Origin of the sequence: Leptospira tipperaryensis, assembly GCF_001729245.1 — a bacterium.
GTDB classification, from domain to species: Bacteria; Spirochaetota; Leptospiria; order Leptospirales; family Leptospiraceae; genus Leptospira; species Leptospira tipperaryensis.
This window is the reverse complement of the sequence record NZ_CP015217.1, coordinates 4,046,028-4,063,689: the sequence shown is the minus strand read 5'-3', so window position 1 is coordinate 4,063,689 and position 17,662 is coordinate 4,046,028. Positions and strand designations below refer to the sequence as shown.

General features: G+C 40.4%; 14 protein-coding genes and 1 pseudogene. 9 read left to right on the top strand and 6 right to left on the bottom strand.

The annotated features are described in order from the left end of the window. Positions 1-5 precede the first annotated feature (5 nt). The 3 genes and pseudogenes from fliW to A0128_RS19075 form a co-directional block, all read left to right on the top strand. Positions 6-458, top strand: coding sequence for a flagellar assembly protein FliW (fliW, locus tag A0128_RS19085; RefSeq protein ID WP_069608963.1), 453 nt, complete (start codon positions 6-8; stop codon positions 456-458). After that, positions 459-713: a carbon storage regulator CsrA gene (csrA, locus tag A0128_RS19080; protein WP_069608962.1), complete on the top strand. Its 255-nt coding sequence runs from the start codon at positions 459-461 to the stop codon at positions 711-713. Positions 714-763: 50 nt separating this feature from the next. After that, positions 764-1,394 (top strand): annotated as a pseudogene (locus tag A0128_RS19075) (LA_1326/LA_4305 family lipoprotein); the annotation flags it as partial. A 698-nt stretch (positions 1,395-2,092) separates the two neighbouring features. On the opposite strand, the gene A0128_RS19065 reads toward A0128_RS19075, so the two are convergent. Together A0128_RS19065 and A0128_RS19060 are read right to left on the bottom strand one after the other, a co-directional pair. Further along, positions 2,093-3,889, bottom strand: a complete 1,797-nt coding sequence (locus tag A0128_RS19065; RefSeq protein WP_069608959.1) for a monovalent cation:proton antiporter-2 (CPA2) family protein — start codon at positions 3,887-3,889, stop codon at positions 2,093-2,095. Between the two features lie 48 nt (positions 3,890-3,937). After that, positions 3,938-4,693 (bottom strand): type 1 glutamine amidotransferase domain-containing protein, encoded by a 756-nt coding sequence (locus A0128_RS19060; RefSeq protein WP_069608958.1) that lies wholly within the window; start codon positions 4,691-4,693, stop codon positions 3,938-3,940. 147 nt (positions 4,694-4,840) lie between these two features. On the opposite strand from A0128_RS19060, the gene A0128_RS19055 reads away from it, so the two are divergent. Together A0128_RS19055 and A0128_RS19050 are read left to right on the top strand one after the other, a co-directional pair. Further along, positions 4,841-5,326 (top strand): glutathione peroxidase, encoded by a 486-nt coding sequence (locus A0128_RS19055; RefSeq protein ID WP_069608957.1) that lies wholly within the window; start codon positions 4,841-4,843, stop codon positions 5,324-5,326. Between the two features lie 37 nt (positions 5,327-5,363). Then, positions 5,364-5,807: a MarR family winged helix-turn-helix transcriptional regulator gene (locus A0128_RS19050; RefSeq protein WP_069608956.1), complete on the top strand. Its 444-nt coding sequence runs from the start codon at positions 5,364-5,366 to the stop codon at positions 5,805-5,807. Here the strand turns inward: A0128_RS19050 and A0128_RS19045 are convergent. Further along, the gene (locus A0128_RS19045; RefSeq protein ID WP_069608955.1) at positions 5,804-6,778 is read right to left on the bottom strand and encodes an NAD-dependent epimerase/dehydratase family protein; all 975 of its coding nucleotides are present in this window, start codon (positions 6,776-6,778) and stop codon (positions 5,804-5,806) included. The two genes, A0128_RS19050 and A0128_RS19045, sit on opposite strands and share 4 nt — an antisense overlap. Before the next feature lie 128 nt (positions 6,779-6,906). On the opposite strand from A0128_RS19045, the gene A0128_RS19040 reads away from it, so the two are divergent. Then, a complete protein-coding gene (locus A0128_RS19040; RefSeq protein WP_069608954.1) occupies positions 6,907-7,278 on the top strand; it encodes an LIC13410 family lipoprotein in 372 nt (123 codons plus the stop codon). Here A0128_RS19040 and A0128_RS19035 read toward each other — a convergent pair. Next, positions 7,275-8,000: an LIC13411 family adhesin gene (locus A0128_RS19035; protein ID WP_245667261.1), complete on the bottom strand. Its 726-nt coding sequence runs from the start codon at positions 7,998-8,000 to the stop codon at positions 7,275-7,277. The genes A0128_RS19040 and A0128_RS19035 overlap by 4 nt on opposite strands. 164 nt (positions 8,001-8,164) lie before the next feature. Between A0128_RS19035 and A0128_RS19030 the strand changes: the two genes are divergently transcribed. Next, positions 8,165-10,588, top strand: a complete 2,424-nt coding sequence (locus A0128_RS19030; RefSeq protein ID WP_069608952.1) for a 1-acyl-sn-glycerol-3-phosphate acyltransferase — start codon at positions 8,165-8,167, stop codon at positions 10,586-10,588. Here A0128_RS19030 and purT read toward each other — a convergent pair. Then, positions 10,585-11,748, bottom strand: coding sequence for a formate-dependent phosphoribosylglycinamide formyltransferase (gene purT, locus A0128_RS19025; RefSeq protein ID WP_069608951.1), 1,164 nt, complete (start codon positions 11,746-11,748; stop codon positions 10,585-10,587). The two genes, A0128_RS19030 and purT, sit on opposite strands and share 4 nt — an antisense overlap. Positions 11,749-11,869: 121 nt before the next feature. Next, positions 11,870-13,027 (bottom strand): FecR family protein, encoded by a 1,158-nt coding sequence (locus A0128_RS19020; protein WP_069608950.1) that lies wholly within the window; start codon positions 13,025-13,027, stop codon positions 11,870-11,872. Positions 13,028-13,787: 760 nt separating this feature from the next. On the opposite strand from A0128_RS19020, the gene A0128_RS19010 reads away from it, so the two are divergent. Both A0128_RS19010 and A0128_RS19005 read left to right on the top strand, forming a co-directional pair. Then, positions 13,788-15,452, top strand: coding sequence for a SulP family inorganic anion transporter (locus A0128_RS19010; RefSeq protein WP_069608948.1), 1,665 nt, complete (start codon positions 13,788-13,790; stop codon positions 15,450-15,452). A gap of 193 nt (positions 15,453-15,645) precedes the next feature. Further along, on the top strand, positions 15,646-17,655 hold the full coding sequence (locus tag A0128_RS19005; protein WP_083244186.1) for an alginate export family protein: 2,010 nt from the start codon (positions 15,646-15,648) through the stop codon (positions 17,653-17,655). The last annotated feature ends 7 nt before the right edge of the window (positions 17,656-17,662 follow it).

Genomic DNA, 17,662 nt, shown 5'->3' with positions numbered 1-17,662 from the left:
TTAAAATGGGAATCGAGATTCAAACAAAACCGTTTGGAAAGATACAAATATCGGAAAAACAAATCCTTTCTTTTCCGGAAGGTCTTCTTGGCTTTGAAGATTATAAAAACTTCGCCTTGATCGAAGAAGAAGAGGAATCTGTTTTCAAATGGTTGCAATCAACGGAAGAAGTGGACTTAGCCTTCGTGGTAATTCCTCCTTCGCTTTTTAAGAAAGAATACAAACCGTTGATTCCGGAACAAGAGCTTCAATTGATTGGAATCGAAGAAATCAAAGAAGGTCTTACTCTTGTCATCGTTACGATTCCAGGTGAAGATCCTGCTTTGATGACCGCGAACATGCAAGGTCCGATTCTAATTAACAAAGTGAGTCTTGTAGGAAAGCAGTTTATCTCTAGAAACGAGTCACATTCGGTCCGCGAAAAAATTCTCGAGACCGCAGCCGTGGAGATGAGTTAAGTGCTGGTCCTTGCAAGGCGAACAAACGAGTCGATAATGATCGGCGATGATATAGAAATTGTCATCGTCGATATCAAAGGAGATCAGGTAAAGATCGGCGTCAAGGCTCCTCGAAACGTCTCCGTTCATAGAGCGGAAGTTTACAAGGATATCCAGGAAGAAAATAAAAAGGCCGCTGGAACTAAGATCAAACCGGAAGATCTCGGAAAGATAGGGAACATTCTTAAAAAGAAAGACTCGGGTAAAAAAGAATAATTCTTCTTGATCGATTCCAGTTTTGAAGGAGAATTCCTCCGAGTTCGTGCATGAATCGTTTTATCACAGTCGCCATAACATTTAGTCTTCTTTCCTGCTTTTCCGGTATTCGTAAAGAGCTCAACTATTCCACCGATTCCATCGCATTCTATTCTTTTGCAAAAAGTTCTGAGATTCCGTCTTGGATCGAAACAGATGCAAAATATCCGACGAGTGTAGAACCCGAAGCTTTTAAAAGAATTTTAGAAGAATCTTTATTTCAACTGGGAAATAGAAACGATTCTTTGGTGAACGAGACCGCTCTGCGAATCTTTCCAAAAGAGCTTAGCAAAGAAATCGCGAATCGTGCTTTTGAAAAATTTGAACAATCTTCGGAACAGAGTTACCAACTTTGGATTCTAAAAAAAGAAGATTCGATCAATCCGGGAAGAAGAATTCGAAGAACCGTTTTTCTTCTCTATCCAACTTTGGACACGATTCATTTTGTCTTTTTTGAATTGAATCAGTTTATAGATTTTCAGACTCCGTACACATTTCAAGACTGGTCAAATTTTTCTCTTTCGGAATCGAATTCCAAACCGTCGTTGGAAGTTTTTATTCCGGACTCCGCGATCGGCAAATTGACTTACTTTAAAGACGAAGTAAAAAATGAATTCAAAAAGTTTCATATTGTTGTCCCTTTTCGAACTCAATCAGCTATAGCTTCCGAGCCAGTGAATCCGCCAAAAAAATTGAACATCAGTGATTCCGAAAAGAGATTGATTGAACTGAAGGCACTGTTTGATAAAAAATTGATCTCGGAAGAAGAATATAGAAAGAAACGAGAAGAAATTTTAAAATCACTCTAAAAAAATTCGAAAAAAACTCCTAAAGGTCAAATTATAATTTGCCATTGCTTATCTTTTGTAAAAAACTTCCGCCCCGTTGAGCTTATGACTTCTGTTTTTAGAATCCACCTTCGAAAGGACGCATAACGCATTTTGTAAGGGAAAAGCAGATTCTTCCAAAATTCTAAATTTGGAAAATATCGGAAAGGGATTGGCTTCTTTATAAAAAGACTAAACAGACCGGAATTGGATTTTGTATTCAAAAAATCGGAGCGGCTCGATAAAGAGCCACTCCGGAGAGAATAGTGAAGAGAATTGGATTTCTCCGATCCGAACTCTATGGGAAGTCCGAACCAGAAAAGTTTCCTATATTGAACATATCCGGCAAACGGGATCTAAAAGACAGAGAAAAACCGGGTTAGGGTTATATTTTTGAAGGGAAATAGAGTTAAAAAATAAACGAAGAATAATTTATTGAATAACTTGCATTCGATTTGATTCTTTTTTTATCAAATCGTTCGTTTTGAGGCAACTGAATCCTGTTAGTCAAGTTCAGCTGCCAGTTCTTCCTTCCTTTTCTAAACGGTCGGCCTCGAAAGCGGCCTCCAACTGACGAATCGAGTTCTTAGAAAATTGTATAAACTCTTTTTCATTGTGTCGGACTTGATATTGTCCTTTGAGAGTAAGCTCGTCGTGAGCGCGGAACTTTCTAACTTTTTGTTCCACTTCCGAATCCATAAAACCCAGGTGGCTCAAAGTTTCGCCTGCCAATTCAAGTGCGGAAGCGAAAGTATCTCTGCGAATAATTTTTACACCGAGCTCCAACAATTTAAAAACGTGTTCTCTATTTCGAGCACGTGCGATGATCGTGAGATTCGGGAAATGTTTTTTTACGGTCTCTGCAATTTTTACCGAAATATCTATATCTTGAACTGCTAATATAAAAAGATCTGCTTGTTCCGCACCCGCAGAGCGTAGAAGACTCAGCTTACTCGCGTCGCCGTAGTAAATCTTATATCCGAATTTTCTTGCGACATTGACTTGGTCCGGATTGTGTTCCAGAGCGGTAAATCCGATTCTATGTACGAATAACATCCTTGCGATGATTTGTCCAAATCTTCCAAAGCCTGCGATGATTACACGATTTTGTTCTTCAATATTATCATCTTCTTGTTCTTCCGATTTTTTAAAAAATAAATCGACAACCTTGTCTTTGACGAGACCAAGAATCGGAGTCAGGCCCATAGAAAGAGTTACTACGGCGATTACGAGATCGGCTCTTTCTCTCGGCAAAATAGAAAGAGAAACTCCGACTCCTAAAATGACAAAGGCAAATTCGCCGCCTTGTGAAATCGTAACAGCGAGATTGAGAGACGTTTCCTCAGTTTGTTTGGTAACTCTTCCCAGAAAGTAAAGGACGAGCGCTTTGATCGACATGAGGCCTAACGCAAAAAGAATCACAAGGATCGGATCTTTTAGGACCTCTCCAAGATTAATCGACATTCCAACAGCCAAAAAGAAAAGACCTAAGAGCAAACCTTTAAACGGTTCTAGATTCGATTCTAACTCGTGTCTGTATTCCGAATCGGCGAGAATAACTCCGCCTAAAAAGGAACCGAGAGCCATGGAAAGTCCGACCTGATCCATCAAGAGAGAAAGACCGACTACGATTAACAAAGAAAGCGCAGTAAAGATTTCGTGATTTCCGGAGGAAGCTACGAGTCGAAACAACGGCCTCGCTAAAAATCTTCCGGCGAGGATAACTCCGAGAATCGTTCCAATCGCTATGAGAATGGGCATAAGCCCGTTTTGGTTCCCGGCCTCTCCCGTAGGTTCTCCTAAAAAAGGAAGGATCGCCATCACTGGAATCACCGCTAAATCTTGGAAAAGAAGAATCGCGAATGCGCTTCTACCGTGAGCTGTATTTAGTTCATTCTTTTCACCTAATACTTGAAGCGCGAACGCGGTAGAAGATAAGGAAATGCTAATACTAATTACGATCGCTTGCGCGTTGGTCAATCCAAGCAGTGATAACACTCCAAAGAAGATCAACGAAGTAAGAATTACTTGGAGACCGCCTAACCCGAAAACCGGTCTTCTCAATACCCAGAGTCTCTGCGGCTTTAATTCCAAACCGATCAGAAATAAAAGTAGAATCACGCCGAATTCTGAAAGATGTAAAATGCTTTCCACATCTGTGATAAGTCCGATTCCCCAAGGTCCGATAATCGTTCCTCCGATGAGATAACCGACTACCGAACCCAATCCCATTTTTTTAAAAAGAGGAACCGAGATGACGGCCGCCGAAAGAAAAACGATGAGGGTTATCAGTAAGCTATGATCTTGCATTCTATTTCCTGAATTTTTTAGACTGTGGAATCGCTCAAATTGAGAATGTTAAAATAACTTCATGAAAGAATTTACAAAAGAATGAGCGTCGCCGGGCCATCGAGAAGAAACATAGTTTCCATCCGTAAGAGAATGACCTCTTTTGATTTTCTTATGATTGTCTCTGAAAATCGGCTTTGGTCCGAAGTGAAAATCCTTTGGATCTTTTAAGTTTGCTTTCACTTCGTCTTCCACGGATTGAGAATAGGTTCTATAATAATCGCCCAACCACAGTCGAGTGAGATTCCAAGCAGCCATTTCTTGAGACTTCAAAAGCGCCGTTGTTTTTTTACCGAAAAGAATCGACTGATCGGTTCCAGGAAGTTTGCTTCTCGCTGCCAACACAACGCCGTGACAAATTGCGCCGAGTGGTTTCCCCGTAGCAAAAAAAGCACCTACAAAGTTCTGGAGAATCTTTGATTCTAAATATTCCTTCATTCCAGGCGCGTGGCCTCCGGGAAGAATCACGCCGGAAAAATTTTCGGGTTTCAGATCTTTGTATGAAATAGGATTTAAAAAATTAGAATCTTTTGACATTTCCTGATACGCTGCTCTTGCGTTCTTATGAGCGATCAGAATGAGTTTCCAGATTCCGAGTCCTTTGCCTGTCAGCATTCTAAAGTCAGCTTTGGCCGGTTTTCCGTCCGGAGTCGCGAAAACCACTTCGAAATCATTCTCTTTAAGAACTTTCCAAGGAATGGCGGCTTCCGAAGGATCGAAGTCTTCCGAAGGGAGCGGAATCAGAATTTTGTGCTTAGAACTCATAGGATTCATTCTAAGTGGATCTGTAAAAAATCAACCCCTTAGAGTTCTTCGGCTTTGTTTCCTAAAAAATAATAAAATCTTCTTGACCGAATTTGTGAAATTATATTTTGTAAAATTAAATTGTGCACAATCTAAATGGAGATTGAAATGAGCCAGAAATTGTATGACCTGACAGCTACTTTGAATAGCGGCAAAGAACAGAAATTAGAAGATTACAAAGGAAAAGTCCTCTTAATCGTAAATACAGCCAGCGAATGCGCGTTTACTCCTCAGTATGCTGCGCTTCAAGACCTTTATAAGAAATATAACTCCGAAGGATTGGAAGTTTTAGGATTTCCATGCGACCAATTCAAACACCAAGAACCCGGTTCGGATGAGGCGATCAAAAGTTTCTGTCAAAGAAATTACGGAGTGGAATTTCCGATTTTCAAAAAGATCGACGTGAACGGCGACAACGCTCATCCTGTCTTTCGTTTTCTTAGAAACGAAGCTTCCGGTTTTTTTGGGAATTCGATCAAATGGAATTTTACGAAATTTTTGGTCGATAAAAATGGAAAGGTGATCAAACGTTATGCGCCGATTACTACGCCTGAAAAAATCGAAAAAGAAATCCAAGACCTTCTAAAAAAATAAGGATAACCCCGTCTTGTAAATTCAGGACGGAGTATTTATGATCGCTAAAGAACTCTTTTTAGAAAATCAAATTTGTTTTCCGTTGTATGCTTGTTCCAGGGCAGTTACTTCGTTGTATCGACCGATCCTAGAAGAACTGGGTCTTACGTATCCTCAGTATTTGGTACTTTTGATTCTTTGGAAAGAAGACGGATGCAACGTAAAGGAGATCGGAAAAAAATTATACTTAGATTCCGGAACCTTAACCCCACTTCTAAAACGTTTGGAAGAATCCGAATTGGTTCATAGAAAGAGATCATCGGAAGACGAACGTTCCGTTCAGATTTTTCTTTCTTCGAAAGGAAAAAAACTAAAAGAAAAAGCAGTCTGTGTTCCGGACAAGCTTCTTGAAAACTTAGACGTTGATAAAAGGAATTTAACGGATCTTAAGAATGATCTTGAGCATTTGTTAAAAATTCTTTCTGAAAAAGCGGATTCTTAATCTTTCAATTTTCTTTGGGAGATTTCGCGAACTCCCTCTTCGAACGAAATTTTAAATTCAAACCCAAGATCTTTTTGAATTCGGGAAGAATCCACGATAGACGACTCTTGTATATATTCTAAGTTTATCTTTCGCTTGGTAAATTTAGAATAAGCCGCGTTGAGAATGTGGAAGAGTAATAGAACGATTCCCTTAAATCGAAACCGGACATAGAATTTTCCCGGAAAGATTTTTCGAAATAAATTTTCAAGTTCCGAAAAGGAAAAAGGTTTTGGATGAGCCACGTTGTAAATTTTTCCAGATGCTTTTTTCCATTTTTCTAAAACGAGGAAGATTACATCGACTACATCGGAAGAATAGACCATCGATTTTTTAAAATTCGAATTTCCCGAGCAAAGCAAGATTCCGTATTGGAAAATTCGGAACAACTTATTTAGAAAACTTTTGTTTGTCGGACCGTAGACGGAAGCGATCCGCAGGATGACGTATTTGTTTTTTGATTTTTGTATGAGTGTTTCACACTCGATTTTGGAAATAGCGTAGAAGGTCTTTCCATGCAAGGCAGAAGTTTCTGCAACGGGTGAGTCGGAAAATCCGTAAACTGAAGTAGAACTGGAAAAAAGTATTCCGGTCTTTTTGCGTTTAGATGCGAAGTTAAGAATCTTTTGTGTCGCTAATTCGTTTCCTCTTTTGTAATCTTCGTAACTCGATCCTTCGCCGCTGACCTTTCCAGCGAGATGAACTATAAATTCCGGCTCTTCCTTGAGACTAAGTTCTTTCGATCCTTCGAGATCAAATTCGTAAAATACAAAGTTAGGATTAAAGCGGATCGAGTTTGGGAAAGAAGATAAATTTCGCCCTAAACAGACGACTCTGTATTTTTCCAATAACCTCGGCAAAAGGACAAGACCCAATGATCCGCTTCCACCGGTTAGAAGAATCGTTTGAATCGTATCTCCCCTTTCTTTCATGGAACCATCGTGATTCTTAAGCGGTGTTAAAGAAGAATTTTTTAAATTTTAATTCGTTTTTTAATCTCGACAGACCTAAAATAGAGATAAGTATAGCAGTTCAAAATTCAAACTTAGAGAAAATTACGATGAAACAAATATTTTCAGCGCTTATGATTTTAGCATGTCTCTCCGTTCTTTCGTTTTGTAAATCGGAGGATAAGAAACAACCTCCTAAACAGGAATATCAGCCAAATTCGGATATCAGAACTTTCGAAGTCGGAATGATCAAGGAAGGAGATAAACGTTTGAAAGCGGAGGCGGTCTTGGGAACTCCATCAGTGGAATTGAATACACAAGACGGGGCCGTTTTAGAGTGGTATCTTGTTTCTACGGAATATCAAAAAAATTCTTATAAAACATTGGCGGAGAAACCGGCGAGTATCACTGACGATACAAAATTCATCAAGCTGACGATCGATAAAAAGGGCGTCATCAAAAAGATGGAATACAAACTCTAATCGGCAGTATCGTCTTCTAACAAATCCAATCCCGCGAGTCCGAGTAAAAAATCTACCAGCTCCGCGGGGTTGACTCCGATTCTAACTCCATAATAAATTCCTAAATAAACTTCTATCTGAAAGAGAAAACTCTTCGGATAACCGTCTTTCTTTTTATTGAGAGCTTGCAGAGCATTTTGAATCGAAGGATCGTTTCGATCAAAATTTTGTTCTTCTATAAATCTTCTATAGAATTCTTCTTTTTTTCTTTTTCTTCTTTCTGCAACCGGAATGTGATAAAAGGAAAGATAACGGAGTTTTTGACTTTTGATATTATATCTTTCGTTTAAGAACTCAGGCACTTTGTCTCCGGGGACTTTTGTGTTTTCCAAATTCTTAAGTTCTTCCTGCAGTTCGGGCGATACTTCTTCTTCGCTTGATTCCGAAGTCTGAGTTTCTACGTTCAACGGAAAGAATGTATCACTTCCAAGAATTCCAAAGATAAGTTGTTGAGATCGATACGCTCCGAAGTGCCCGCCTCTTAAACCGTAACCCTTTCCCAAATCTCTTCTACCCGGTGAAGATTCTCCGCCTTGAAAAACAAAACCCGCTGCCAAGGGACCGATTCGTAAACCCGCTCCGTAACCCGGATCTTCCACCCCTGCCGTAAAGATGTCTTTAAAATCATTCTTTCTGTTTTGAAGATACGTGGAGCAATTGCTTACGATTGAAAAAATAAATATGACAAAGAAAAAAAATAAGAATTCTTTGCGCTGATTTTTGGATTTGTATAAAATCACAAGCCCACTCTCTTTTCTTTTACTACTTAGGCAACCCGGAAAAAGAAAACAAAATCGGACGTTTTCTGATTGTTCCAGAAATTCTTAAGCTCTCAATAGCAATTAGAATGGAAGAAATAAAACCATCCGAACAAATTTTAAAAAATATCGCCGTTTTGGGAGGAGGACCGATGGGAGTCTTTCTCTCCACTTATCTTTCTCCGAAAGCGGAACAAATGTTTCTCTGGTATGACGATCGTAAACGCGCTGAGAAAATCGAAAAGGAAAGAATTACCTCGCTGCTGGAAGATTCGATTACGCTTCCTGAAAACGTTCGAGTTACGAGCGAGTTTGAATTTTTAAAGAGCGGTTCTTGGATTATCATTATCGCGGTTCCATCCCGTCTTATGGAAGGAATTTTAGAAGAATTGATCAAGATGCTTGATGAGAATTTATCACACTCGATCTTCACTTTTACAAAAGGTCTTTTATCGGCGTCCACAAGACGTAAAAGTAATTGCATTACTTATTCTGAATATATTGAGAAACTTTCTTCCGCAGCCAGCTTTATAGATATCGAATATACGGCTGTCAACGGTCCAAACTTACTCGGAGAACTAAAACGAGGTCATCATAGTTTTTATTGCCTTTCCACATCCGGGCCCAAATCAATAGAAATATTCGATACACTTTTTAACGGTGCGAGAAATCACACAAAAACCTATGAAGATTTGGTCGGTCTGGAAATTTTCGGAGTGATGAAAAATCCGATCGCGATTGCTTGCGGCATTGCTTCCGGAATTCCTGAGTGCGGAAGTAACTTTGAAGGGGAGTTGATCAGTCTGGGTTATTCCGAAATTACAACACTCTTAAAAGCTCTGGAAATTCCTATCCAGCCTGTTCAAGAATATGGTCTGGCCGATTTGATCGCTTCATGCACATCTCGTTATAGTAGAAATAAAGCTTATGGACATCGATTTGTTCGAAAGCTGATATCGGGTGAAGATCAACCGAATCTCATTGAAAGGATAGAATTGTTTTTCAATCCGGCCGAGTTTATTCAGAAAGAGGTTAGTCAAAGCGAAAGTCATGTAGAAGGTGCGTTTGCTCTCGCGTCGATCCTTGCGCTCGCAGAAGAGAAGAAAGTCGAAATTCCACTCTATAACACTTTGTTTCAAATTCTTACGAGAAGAGTATCGCCGACGGAATTGATTCGATTTGTTTCCAAATCGACATCGGATGAAGATAAACATATCTCGAAGACCGCGACCAAACGTTCCGGTTTGGGAATGGCTTCCGGTAAAAAATTTCAACAAGCCCTTGGAAAGAATGTTCTTCGTCATATCAACGGGCAACCGGGAATGACGGATCGAGTGATCAAACAATCGACTTTGATCGTAAAATCATTAGAAAAACGTTATAGGGAAGCGCAAGAGTCAAACGATATAACCGATCTATTGCAGATTCCAAAGGAAATTCAACTTTGGAAGGAGATAGAAGGAAACTTTCAAGAAAAAGGAAGTAAGGATCTATCAAGAATATTAGATTTTTATGTTTCTGAGATCGCCGACGATTATAAACCGTTTTTGAGAGATACCCTGATTCATCTGATTGCACCGACTCGTTACATTCTCAGCGGATTTAAGCCGGGCGCCGGTTTACCAAAAATCGGAGGTTGTGTAAAGGAAGTGAAGGCTCTTGCTTCCAGATACGATATTCTTTATACTCCCACTCATCGATCTCATTTGGATTCTGTCGAGGTCGCTTTCGGTCTAAAATGGCTCGGTCTTCCCGTTCCGCGATACGCGGCCGATAAAAAAGTAATGGCGACTCCGGGTCTTGCGAGCGTTCTCAAGTCTCTGGGCGCTTATATGGTCGATAGGAAAAGAAATCGGAATATTCTATATTTGGAATGTTTAACTCAGTATTCCACGATGATGCTTGAAGCAGGAATTCCTACTCTTGTTTATCCTGAGGGAACTCGTTCTCGCACTGGAGGAATCATTCCGATCAAAACAGGTATTCTATCCACATCCGTAGAAGCGTATAAACACACGGGATCCGAAGTGATCGTGGTACCGATCGCACTTTCCTACGAAAACGTTCCTGAAGACGAAGAATTCTCCGGTAAAGATAAGAAGCCGGGATTCCGGGATTTTTTCTATAAAAGAACTGAAGTTTATATGGATCTCTGCGAACCAATACCCGTTTCGAGATACATACACGAAGAAGATCCAACAGGATCGATCGGATTTGAAATCACTCAGGGTTGGAAAAAGTATCGCAGAATTTTACCGAATCAATTGGTAGCTCGATTGTTAACCGAAGCGGAATCCGATATCGGAATAACCGAATTAAAAAATTTGATTAAAGATACGATTCAATCAAAGAAACAAAATTATCTTACGGAAGACCCAGAGGAAATTTTGCAAAAGGGAATCAAAGTTTTGAAACAAAGACAAATGATTTCCGTCGAGAATGGAATCGTAAAAGTATTGGACCCGCAGTTGGTCCAATACTATGGAAATATGTGTTCCGATGAGATTTCTTAATCGATTTTAATCTTAGAAGCTAAAAGTGCAGCTCGTTTCCGAAGCGAGCTGATTTCCTCTCCCTTATTTGAATAAGCGAGTGTTACACCCATTCTTCGATACGGTCTTGTAATCGGTTTTCCGAATATTCTAAAATCCGATTCCGACATTCCGGACGCGATGTCCAACCCGCTTACCGATGGAACTTTTCCGTCGGAGTTAGAGAGAATCACGGCGCTCGCCCCTTTTCTTTCCAGAGTGATTTCGGAAATCGGAATACCGAGAATCGCACGAAGATGAAGTTCGAATTCGTTGAAGTTTTGTGTTCCGGCTAACGTGACCATTCCGGTGTCGTGAGGCCTTGGAGAAAGTTCTGAAAAATAAACTTGATCCTTTGTGAGAAAAAATTCAACTCCCCAGATTCCAGCTCCGGTTAATTCTCTCGTTACCAGATCAGCCATTCTCTGAGCTTCTTTGAGTTGAGGTTCGGAGATTTCAGTGGGTTGCCAACTTTCTTGATAGTCGCCTCTTTCCTGTCTATGACCGATCGGCGGACAGAAGAGAGTCTTACCGCTTTTTTGTGTAACGGTCAATAAGGTGATCTCGGATTCAAAACGGATGAATTCTTCGACGATTACTTCGGCTGCGCCTGCGCGACCTTTTGTCTGAGAAGCTTCCCAAGCTTTGGCGATATCTTCATCGGATTTAATAACGGATTGTCCTTTTCCGGAAGAAGACATGAGGGGCTTGATTACACAAGGAAGTCCTAATTCTTTTACTGCTTTACGAAGTTCTTCTTCGGAAGAGGCGTAAAGATATTTTGCAGTGAGCACCTTCAAATCTTTTGCGGCTAAATCCCGAATCGACTTTCGATTCATCGTAAAGTTAGCTGCCTTTGCGGAAGGAACGACTTGATAGCCTTGTTTTTCATAATCATAAAAACGTTCCGTTCTGATCGCCTCGATTTCGGGAACGATTAGATCGGGTTTATGTTTTGCTACAACTTGATCTAAAAGATTTCCATCGAGCATATTGATAATTTCTTTTTCGTGTGCGACCTGCATCGCCGGAGCGTTGTCATAGGAATCGACCGCGATGACGTGTTGTCCCAATCTTTGAGCGGCGATTACAAATTCCTTACCGAGTTCCCCGGAACCGAGGAGAAGAATTTTCTTTTTCATAGTCTTGCTGGCAGAATGAAAAATTTCTCCGAAAGATCAAAAAGAAAATCGGAGCAAGAAGGATTTTCGTAAGAATGGAAAGGAGAGGTTCATCCAGGTCTGAATAAACCTCTTTTGAAAGTTATTTTTTCTTCGTCTTGATTTGAAACGATTGATAATCGACGTAATCGATATCGTTCTTATTCAACCGAATTACGCCGGATGGCGTATGAATAATCAGTTTGTCTCCAATCTGGGTAACGATGGCTCCAGAAAGTTTGTTTCCATCCGTCTTTACGACGACTTCAAGAATATTATAGTATTCTTTAATTTTGGCTTCATCTTTGAGATCGGTTGCTTGTGCGTCCGATTCGATTTGTTTTAAAGCCTGATCCAATTTGGATTCGTGGTTCTGTTCTATATCTGCGGTGATGGAAGCAATTACGGGTTGAGGAGAATTCGAATCCTCAGTCAAAGCTTTGTCCAAAAGATTCTGATCTACTGAAACCATCGTCTCGACCTCAGCTTTTTCTTGCGGAGTTGCGGTAAATTCCTCTTTTTGAAATTCCGGGTTTTCCGACTTTTTGATTTGATCAAATTCTTTTGCAATACTTTCGTCTTGTTCCATTCTTGTTAAAACGAGTTGAATCATTTCATCCAAACTAGGCTTCACATAAGATTCTTCCCCGTTTTCTAAAACGACTTCGTTCTTTTCCAGAAATTCTACAAATTCGCTATAGAGTTCTTTATCGAGGGCTTTGCTGTTTTCAATAATCTCTTTCGGAACTTTAAACGTGATCGCAACCGCGCCTTCGTAAACTTTTACTTTAGGCGGCTTTCCATTTGTAAGTTCAAAAGAAAAAGTAGTTCCGCGAACTCCGGCTACTGCAGTCGGAGTCGTCAGAAGGAAAGAATCCTTTGATTTGAGTTTGTTCGTTTTAATGAGCAACTCACCCGCTTGGACGTAGAGGTTCGTATTTGGTTTTCCGCTCTTTGAAATTTCTTTCAAGGTGATTTGACTGAAAGATTTAATTCTTATTAAGTCGCCCTTACCGGTTTGAATATCGATGGAACCCGAAGCGGTTTTGATCGTGTCATTCTCTCTAAGAATCAATCCAATGCTGGATTTTATTCTTTTTCCGTTTCGTTCGATTGCCACGTCTCCATTTTGAAAGATAACGATTATTCCGGAAGGAGTCGGATCGTCTTTTAAAAGAAGAGAAGAAATGAATCTGCAAGTTACAAATGAAAACAGGAAGAACGAAGTAAAAAGAATCAATTTAAAATTTTTATTTGGCATTGAGATTGTCCTGAGGAGCTTAAAGATTTAGCTTTCTATGATGAATATAACATATATGATTTTCATTTTTCCCTAATCGTCGCGAATATTCCGGAATTCTCGGAAAATTCGAGTCCCGTTTCGGGTCTTTGAATTCAGTAATTATTTTTAATGCCTTGGGCTTCGGAAAAAAGATGTTTAAAAAATTTGCGGTTCTTTTGAATTTCACGCAAATTGGATGTTTTAAAAAAATTCTACAGGGCGGTTTTTACTCCATAATTTTCCTGAAATAGAAGGTTTTGAGAGTCTATTGATTTCAGTTGACACCAAATTGGTTTTGCTCGAAGATTACCTTACGGATGAACGACTGGTTTAGACATTCTATATTTTTCTCTAGAAAAGTAGCGTTGTCTGTCGTTTTCTCCATTACTCTCCTTTCTTTAATTATTTTCTCAGTAAGTGTGGTTCAAAATCCCGGATACTTGGATAAAAACCCAGGTGTCGAATCTTCTGAATCCATTTCAGAATCCGAAATTCAATCCTTAGAGATCATCTTTGTTTTCTTTCTTGTTTTTTCGGCGCTTACACTTTCGAACTCTATAAATATACTGATCGTCAAGACCAGAGAATTATTTCTGTGCGATTCCGGTGCTTTCTCGGTATCGAATATTCTCAGAATTGAGAAATTGAACATTCCTCCTCCGTATTACTTCGCTACCTGAGAATCTTACCCTAGATTTTCAGGTAATACCTTGATTACTCTGAAATTTAGGATAAGTATATGGAATCATCAGCAAATAAAAATTCACCTCGTTCCGGGGAAACAAAACTCGCCACTCCAAAGGATTTTTTTCCAGGACTTCTGGAAAATTGGAAGTCGGACATTGTATCCGGTTTTATCATCTTCTTAATCGCACTTCCGCTTTGTATCGGAATTGCAATCGCTTCCGGAGCTCCTCCGATGGCCGGGATCTTATCCGGCATCGTGGGCGGATTGGTTGTATCGATCTTAGGCGGTTCTTACGTTACAATCAACGGACCTGCGGCCGGTTTGATCGTGATCGTTCTGGGATCGATTGAAACCTTGGGCCACGGCGATATCGCGGCGGGTTTTAAATATACGTTAGCCGCCACCGTAATCGCGGGAGCGTTGCAGATCTTCTTTAGTTTTTTAAAAGCCGGAATATTGGCTACGATCTTTCCATCTGCGGTGATCCACGGGATGTTGGCGGCGATCGGTGTAATCATTTTCCTGAAACAATTCTTTGTCGCTGTCGGCTATGTTCCGGCAACAAAGACGATCATCGGATTGATTAACGAACTTCCGATCGGTTTGATACATCTGAATCCGGAAATCGCGATCATCGGTTTGATCAGCATTGTTCTTTTGGTAAGTATTCCTTTTTTACCGAATCCAAAATTGAAAAAAGTGCCGGGTCCGTTGGTGGTAGCAACGCTTGGTATTGCGATGGGAGTTTTCTTTCAGTTCAACGTCGAACACGCGTATTCGTTCATGGGAAACGATTTTACTGTCGGACCAAAAAGTTTAGTTTCCATCCCGGCGAGTTTTCTGGATGGGTTTACATTTCCAGATTTTAGCAGGGTCAACACGGTAGAATTCTTTTCTCAGGTCATGGCGATCTTTCTCGTAGCGAGTTTAGAATCACAACTTACGGTAGCCGCGATCGATAAATTGGATCCTTATCGAAGGAATTCCGACTTAAACAAAGACCTTTTTTCAAAGGGTGTAGGTAACTTCATTCTGGGTTGGATCGGCGGATTACCGATCATCGCCGAAGTTGTGAGAAGTTCCGCAAACCTCAATAACGGCGCAAAAACTAGATGGTCCAATTTTTTTCACGGAGCCTTCCTTCTCATTTTCATTCTTGCGTTGCCTGATATCGTGAGAATGATTCCGCTCGCCGCGCTCGCGGCCATTCTTATGGTGACGGGATATCGACTTGCAATTCCCGAGCTGAAAAAAACTTGGAAAGTGGGAATGGACCAAGTATTCCTCTTTTTTATCACGATTTATTTTACGATCGCAGACGACCTTTTGGTCGGTATCTTTGCTGGAGTTCTCGCAAAATTTGCGATTCACATCTTGAATATCATTCTTCCGAAAGGGATTACTCTGAATGACTTTTTTAGAATCAGATCGGAATTGCATGAAACCAATCAAAAAATTAGAATCGAATTTTACGGTTTAGCGATATTCCTGAATTTTATATCCATTAGAAAAGTATTGTATTCTATTCCGAAAAGCAAAAGTGTACAAATTGATTTGTCGGGAGTTCTGTTGGTCGATCATTCCGTTATGGAGAATTTACTGACGTTCTCTGAAAAGTATGAAGAGGAAGGCGGAAAGTTTGAACTTGTGGGTTTGGAAAAATTGAAACCCCTTTCAAACCATCCTTCTTCCGGAAGAAAGAACGTAACCTGGTAAAAGTTTAAAATCTTTCGCCGACTACGAGCGTTGCGGAGAGAAGAATCGAAATTTTTGACGAAAAGAATTTGAAACTCTTTCGCTAAAGAATGCGTCTTGATCGTTTCAAACTAGTTCAGCGGTTCAAGTGTATCGATTCTTTTTTCCTAAGACGCTCTTTCTTAAGTTTAACTGAATCAATTAGGGTAAATGTATGAGAAAGATACTTTTCGACTTTACGGATTTGTTCCAAGAAAATCCGAATACGACGTCGGGTCGTTATTTTAATCCGAAAAAATTCGCGTTCAAAAGCTTAGATTGGAATTCATTCCTTTTTTGTATGGTTTTTTTAAGTCTGCAGTTTTCCGTTTTCGCACAAACGACTCTTCTGTCCGCCGATCCGATCGTAGAAAATAAAACCGTAGAATCGACCGATGAAGAGAATTCCGAAAAATACGTTTCTCCCTTGAGAAAAAACGGACTCACTGCGGAATACACACGTCATTCGTTCTTAGAACCTGAATTATCTAAAAAAGTGAATTTCTCCGATAAGATGTGGTTGAACGATTGGATTCGCATCGGAGTTTACATTCGTCCTCGATTCGAGTCCAGAAATAATCTGAACTTTGATCGATCGAATCATGCTTACACGGATCGAATCATGCAGACGTCTGCTCTGTATTTTTTAATGGATCCCAGTCAGTATGTAAGTTTTAAGATTACGGTGCAAGACGCCCGAGTTTGGGGAGGGGAATCACCCGCTAACGTGGGAGATATTCGCTCGGGTTTTTTTAGCAACACTCCAACTTTGAGCTCGGATCCGAATACACCCGGAAAAACAAATAACTCCATTTCTCAGAATAACACGAGTATTCGTGAGGCGTTTGTGATGTTAAAAAAACTTCCTTTCGATGCGAAGGTTCAGATCGGTCGACAGATTTGGGCTTACGGGGATCAAAGAATGATCGGAGGAGCAAACTGGACGATCAACGGACTTTCTTTCGACGGCGCACGACTGATGTTTGATTATGAGAAAGTGAACTTTCACTTTTTTGCGGCGAGGCCGTTCTGGACTCAAAGCGGAGTGAACGGGGTTTTATCCTCTAATGACCCGAAATTCAATTCCACCGTCGGAAATTCGAATCCTTCCGCTACTCAATCGGACACGACTTTATTCGGAACCTATAATAGTTTTAATATCTTAAACGAAGTAACGTTAGATGTTTATAATATAGATGTTGTGAAAAAATGGATTCCTAATTCGACACCGGCTTCGACCACGGACGATGTTTTGGCTACGAACAGGAAAAGACAAAACGACGAGCTTTACACGACCGGGTTTCGACTTACAAATAGAACCGCAAAGAATAATCTCCCAAAGGGAAAAGCCTGGGACTGGACCATCGAAAGTGCCTGGCAAAACGGTTATGACGGAAGGAGAATTCACAAACAATTTTTAGGAAGTGATCTTTCTGGCACGATCGGTTCCGCTCAAATAGCGGATATGAGAACCGAACGCGTGAAATACTCGGGTTCCTTTCATGTTTTTCAAACCGGATATACTCTCGATGAAAAAGTTCGTTTTGGTTTTCAATATACGTATGCATCGGGTGACAATAATCGCGCCGATAGAACCTCGTCTACGTTTCAAACTCTTGTTAATCCGAGATTCGGCGTGATTCCTTATTGGAATAACGTAGCCGGTTTATCGGAGAATATCGATACAAAAAATCTAAGTTCGTGGAATTTGAATATAACCTATAAATCTGAAAAATGGGGAACGTTTCAGGTGGCGTATATTATCAATGATAAGGTACAAAAGAACGACGCGTGGTATGCGATCAACGGTGGCGCCAATTCAATAGCGGGTTCCGCGCTCGCATCGCCTGTTGCGGTCTCAACAAATGCGGCGGGACAACCGGCGACTGCGGGATCATCCGAGAATTATACCGGAAACGCTTATACACAATCTTACTCATTAGGAAGGAATATTTACAACGAATTGGACTTAACTTGGATGTATCAGCTGAACGATAACGTTTCCATTTGGATGGGCGGCGGATTTTTAATCGCAGGAAATTCTGTGCGAAATTATAGAAATAGTCCTCTACTCTATAACGGAAGCACGAATCAATTTGAATTGAACGGGGCGGCGTTTACGAAACAGCATACGTCCGCAAACAACGCGAGCGTTTATTTTTTCCAAGTGAACGCGGCACTGTAAACAAAGG

Coding starts and splice junctions, on each gene's coding strand:
- fliW (WP_069608963.1), top strand. CDS start 6: ATGGGAATCGAGATTCAAACAAAACCGTTTGGAAAGATACAAATATCG.
- A0128_RS19065 (WP_069608959.1), bottom strand. CDS start 3,889: ATGCAAGATCATAGCTTACTGATAACCCTCATCGTTTTTCTTTCGGCG.
- A0128_RS19060 (WP_069608958.1), bottom strand. CDS start 4,693: ATGAGTTCTAAGCACAAAATTCTGATTCCGCTCCCTTCGGAAGACTTC.
- A0128_RS19055 (WP_069608957.1), top strand. CDS start 4,841: ATGAGCCAGAAATTGTATGACCTGACAGCTACTTTGAATAGCGGCAAA.
- A0128_RS19050 (WP_069608956.1), top strand. CDS start 5,364: ATGATCGCTAAAGAACTCTTTTTAGAAAATCAAATTTGTTTTCCGTTG.
- A0128_RS19045 (WP_069608955.1), bottom strand. CDS start 6,778: ATGAAAGAAAGGGGAGATACGATTCAAACGATTCTTCTAACCGGTGGA.
- A0128_RS19040 (WP_069608954.1), top strand. CDS start 6,907: ATGAAACAAATATTTTCAGCGCTTATGATTTTAGCATGTCTCTCCGTT.
- A0128_RS19030 (WP_069608952.1), top strand. CDS start 8,165: ATGGAAGAAATAAAACCATCCGAACAAATTTTAAAAAATATCGCCGTT.
- purT (WP_069608951.1), bottom strand. CDS start 11,748: ATGAAAAAGAAAATTCTTCTCCTCGGTTCCGGGGAACTCGGTAAGGAA.
- A0128_RS19020 (WP_069608950.1), bottom strand. CDS start 13,027: ATGCCAAATAAAAATTTTAAATTGATTCTTTTTACTTCGTTCTTCCTG.
- A0128_RS19010 (WP_069608948.1), top strand. CDS start 13,788: ATGGAATCATCAGCAAATAAAAATTCACCTCGTTCCGGGGAAACAAAA.
- A0128_RS19005 (WP_083244186.1), top strand. CDS start 15,646: ATGAGAAAGATACTTTTCGACTTTACGGATTTGTTCCAAGAAAATCCG.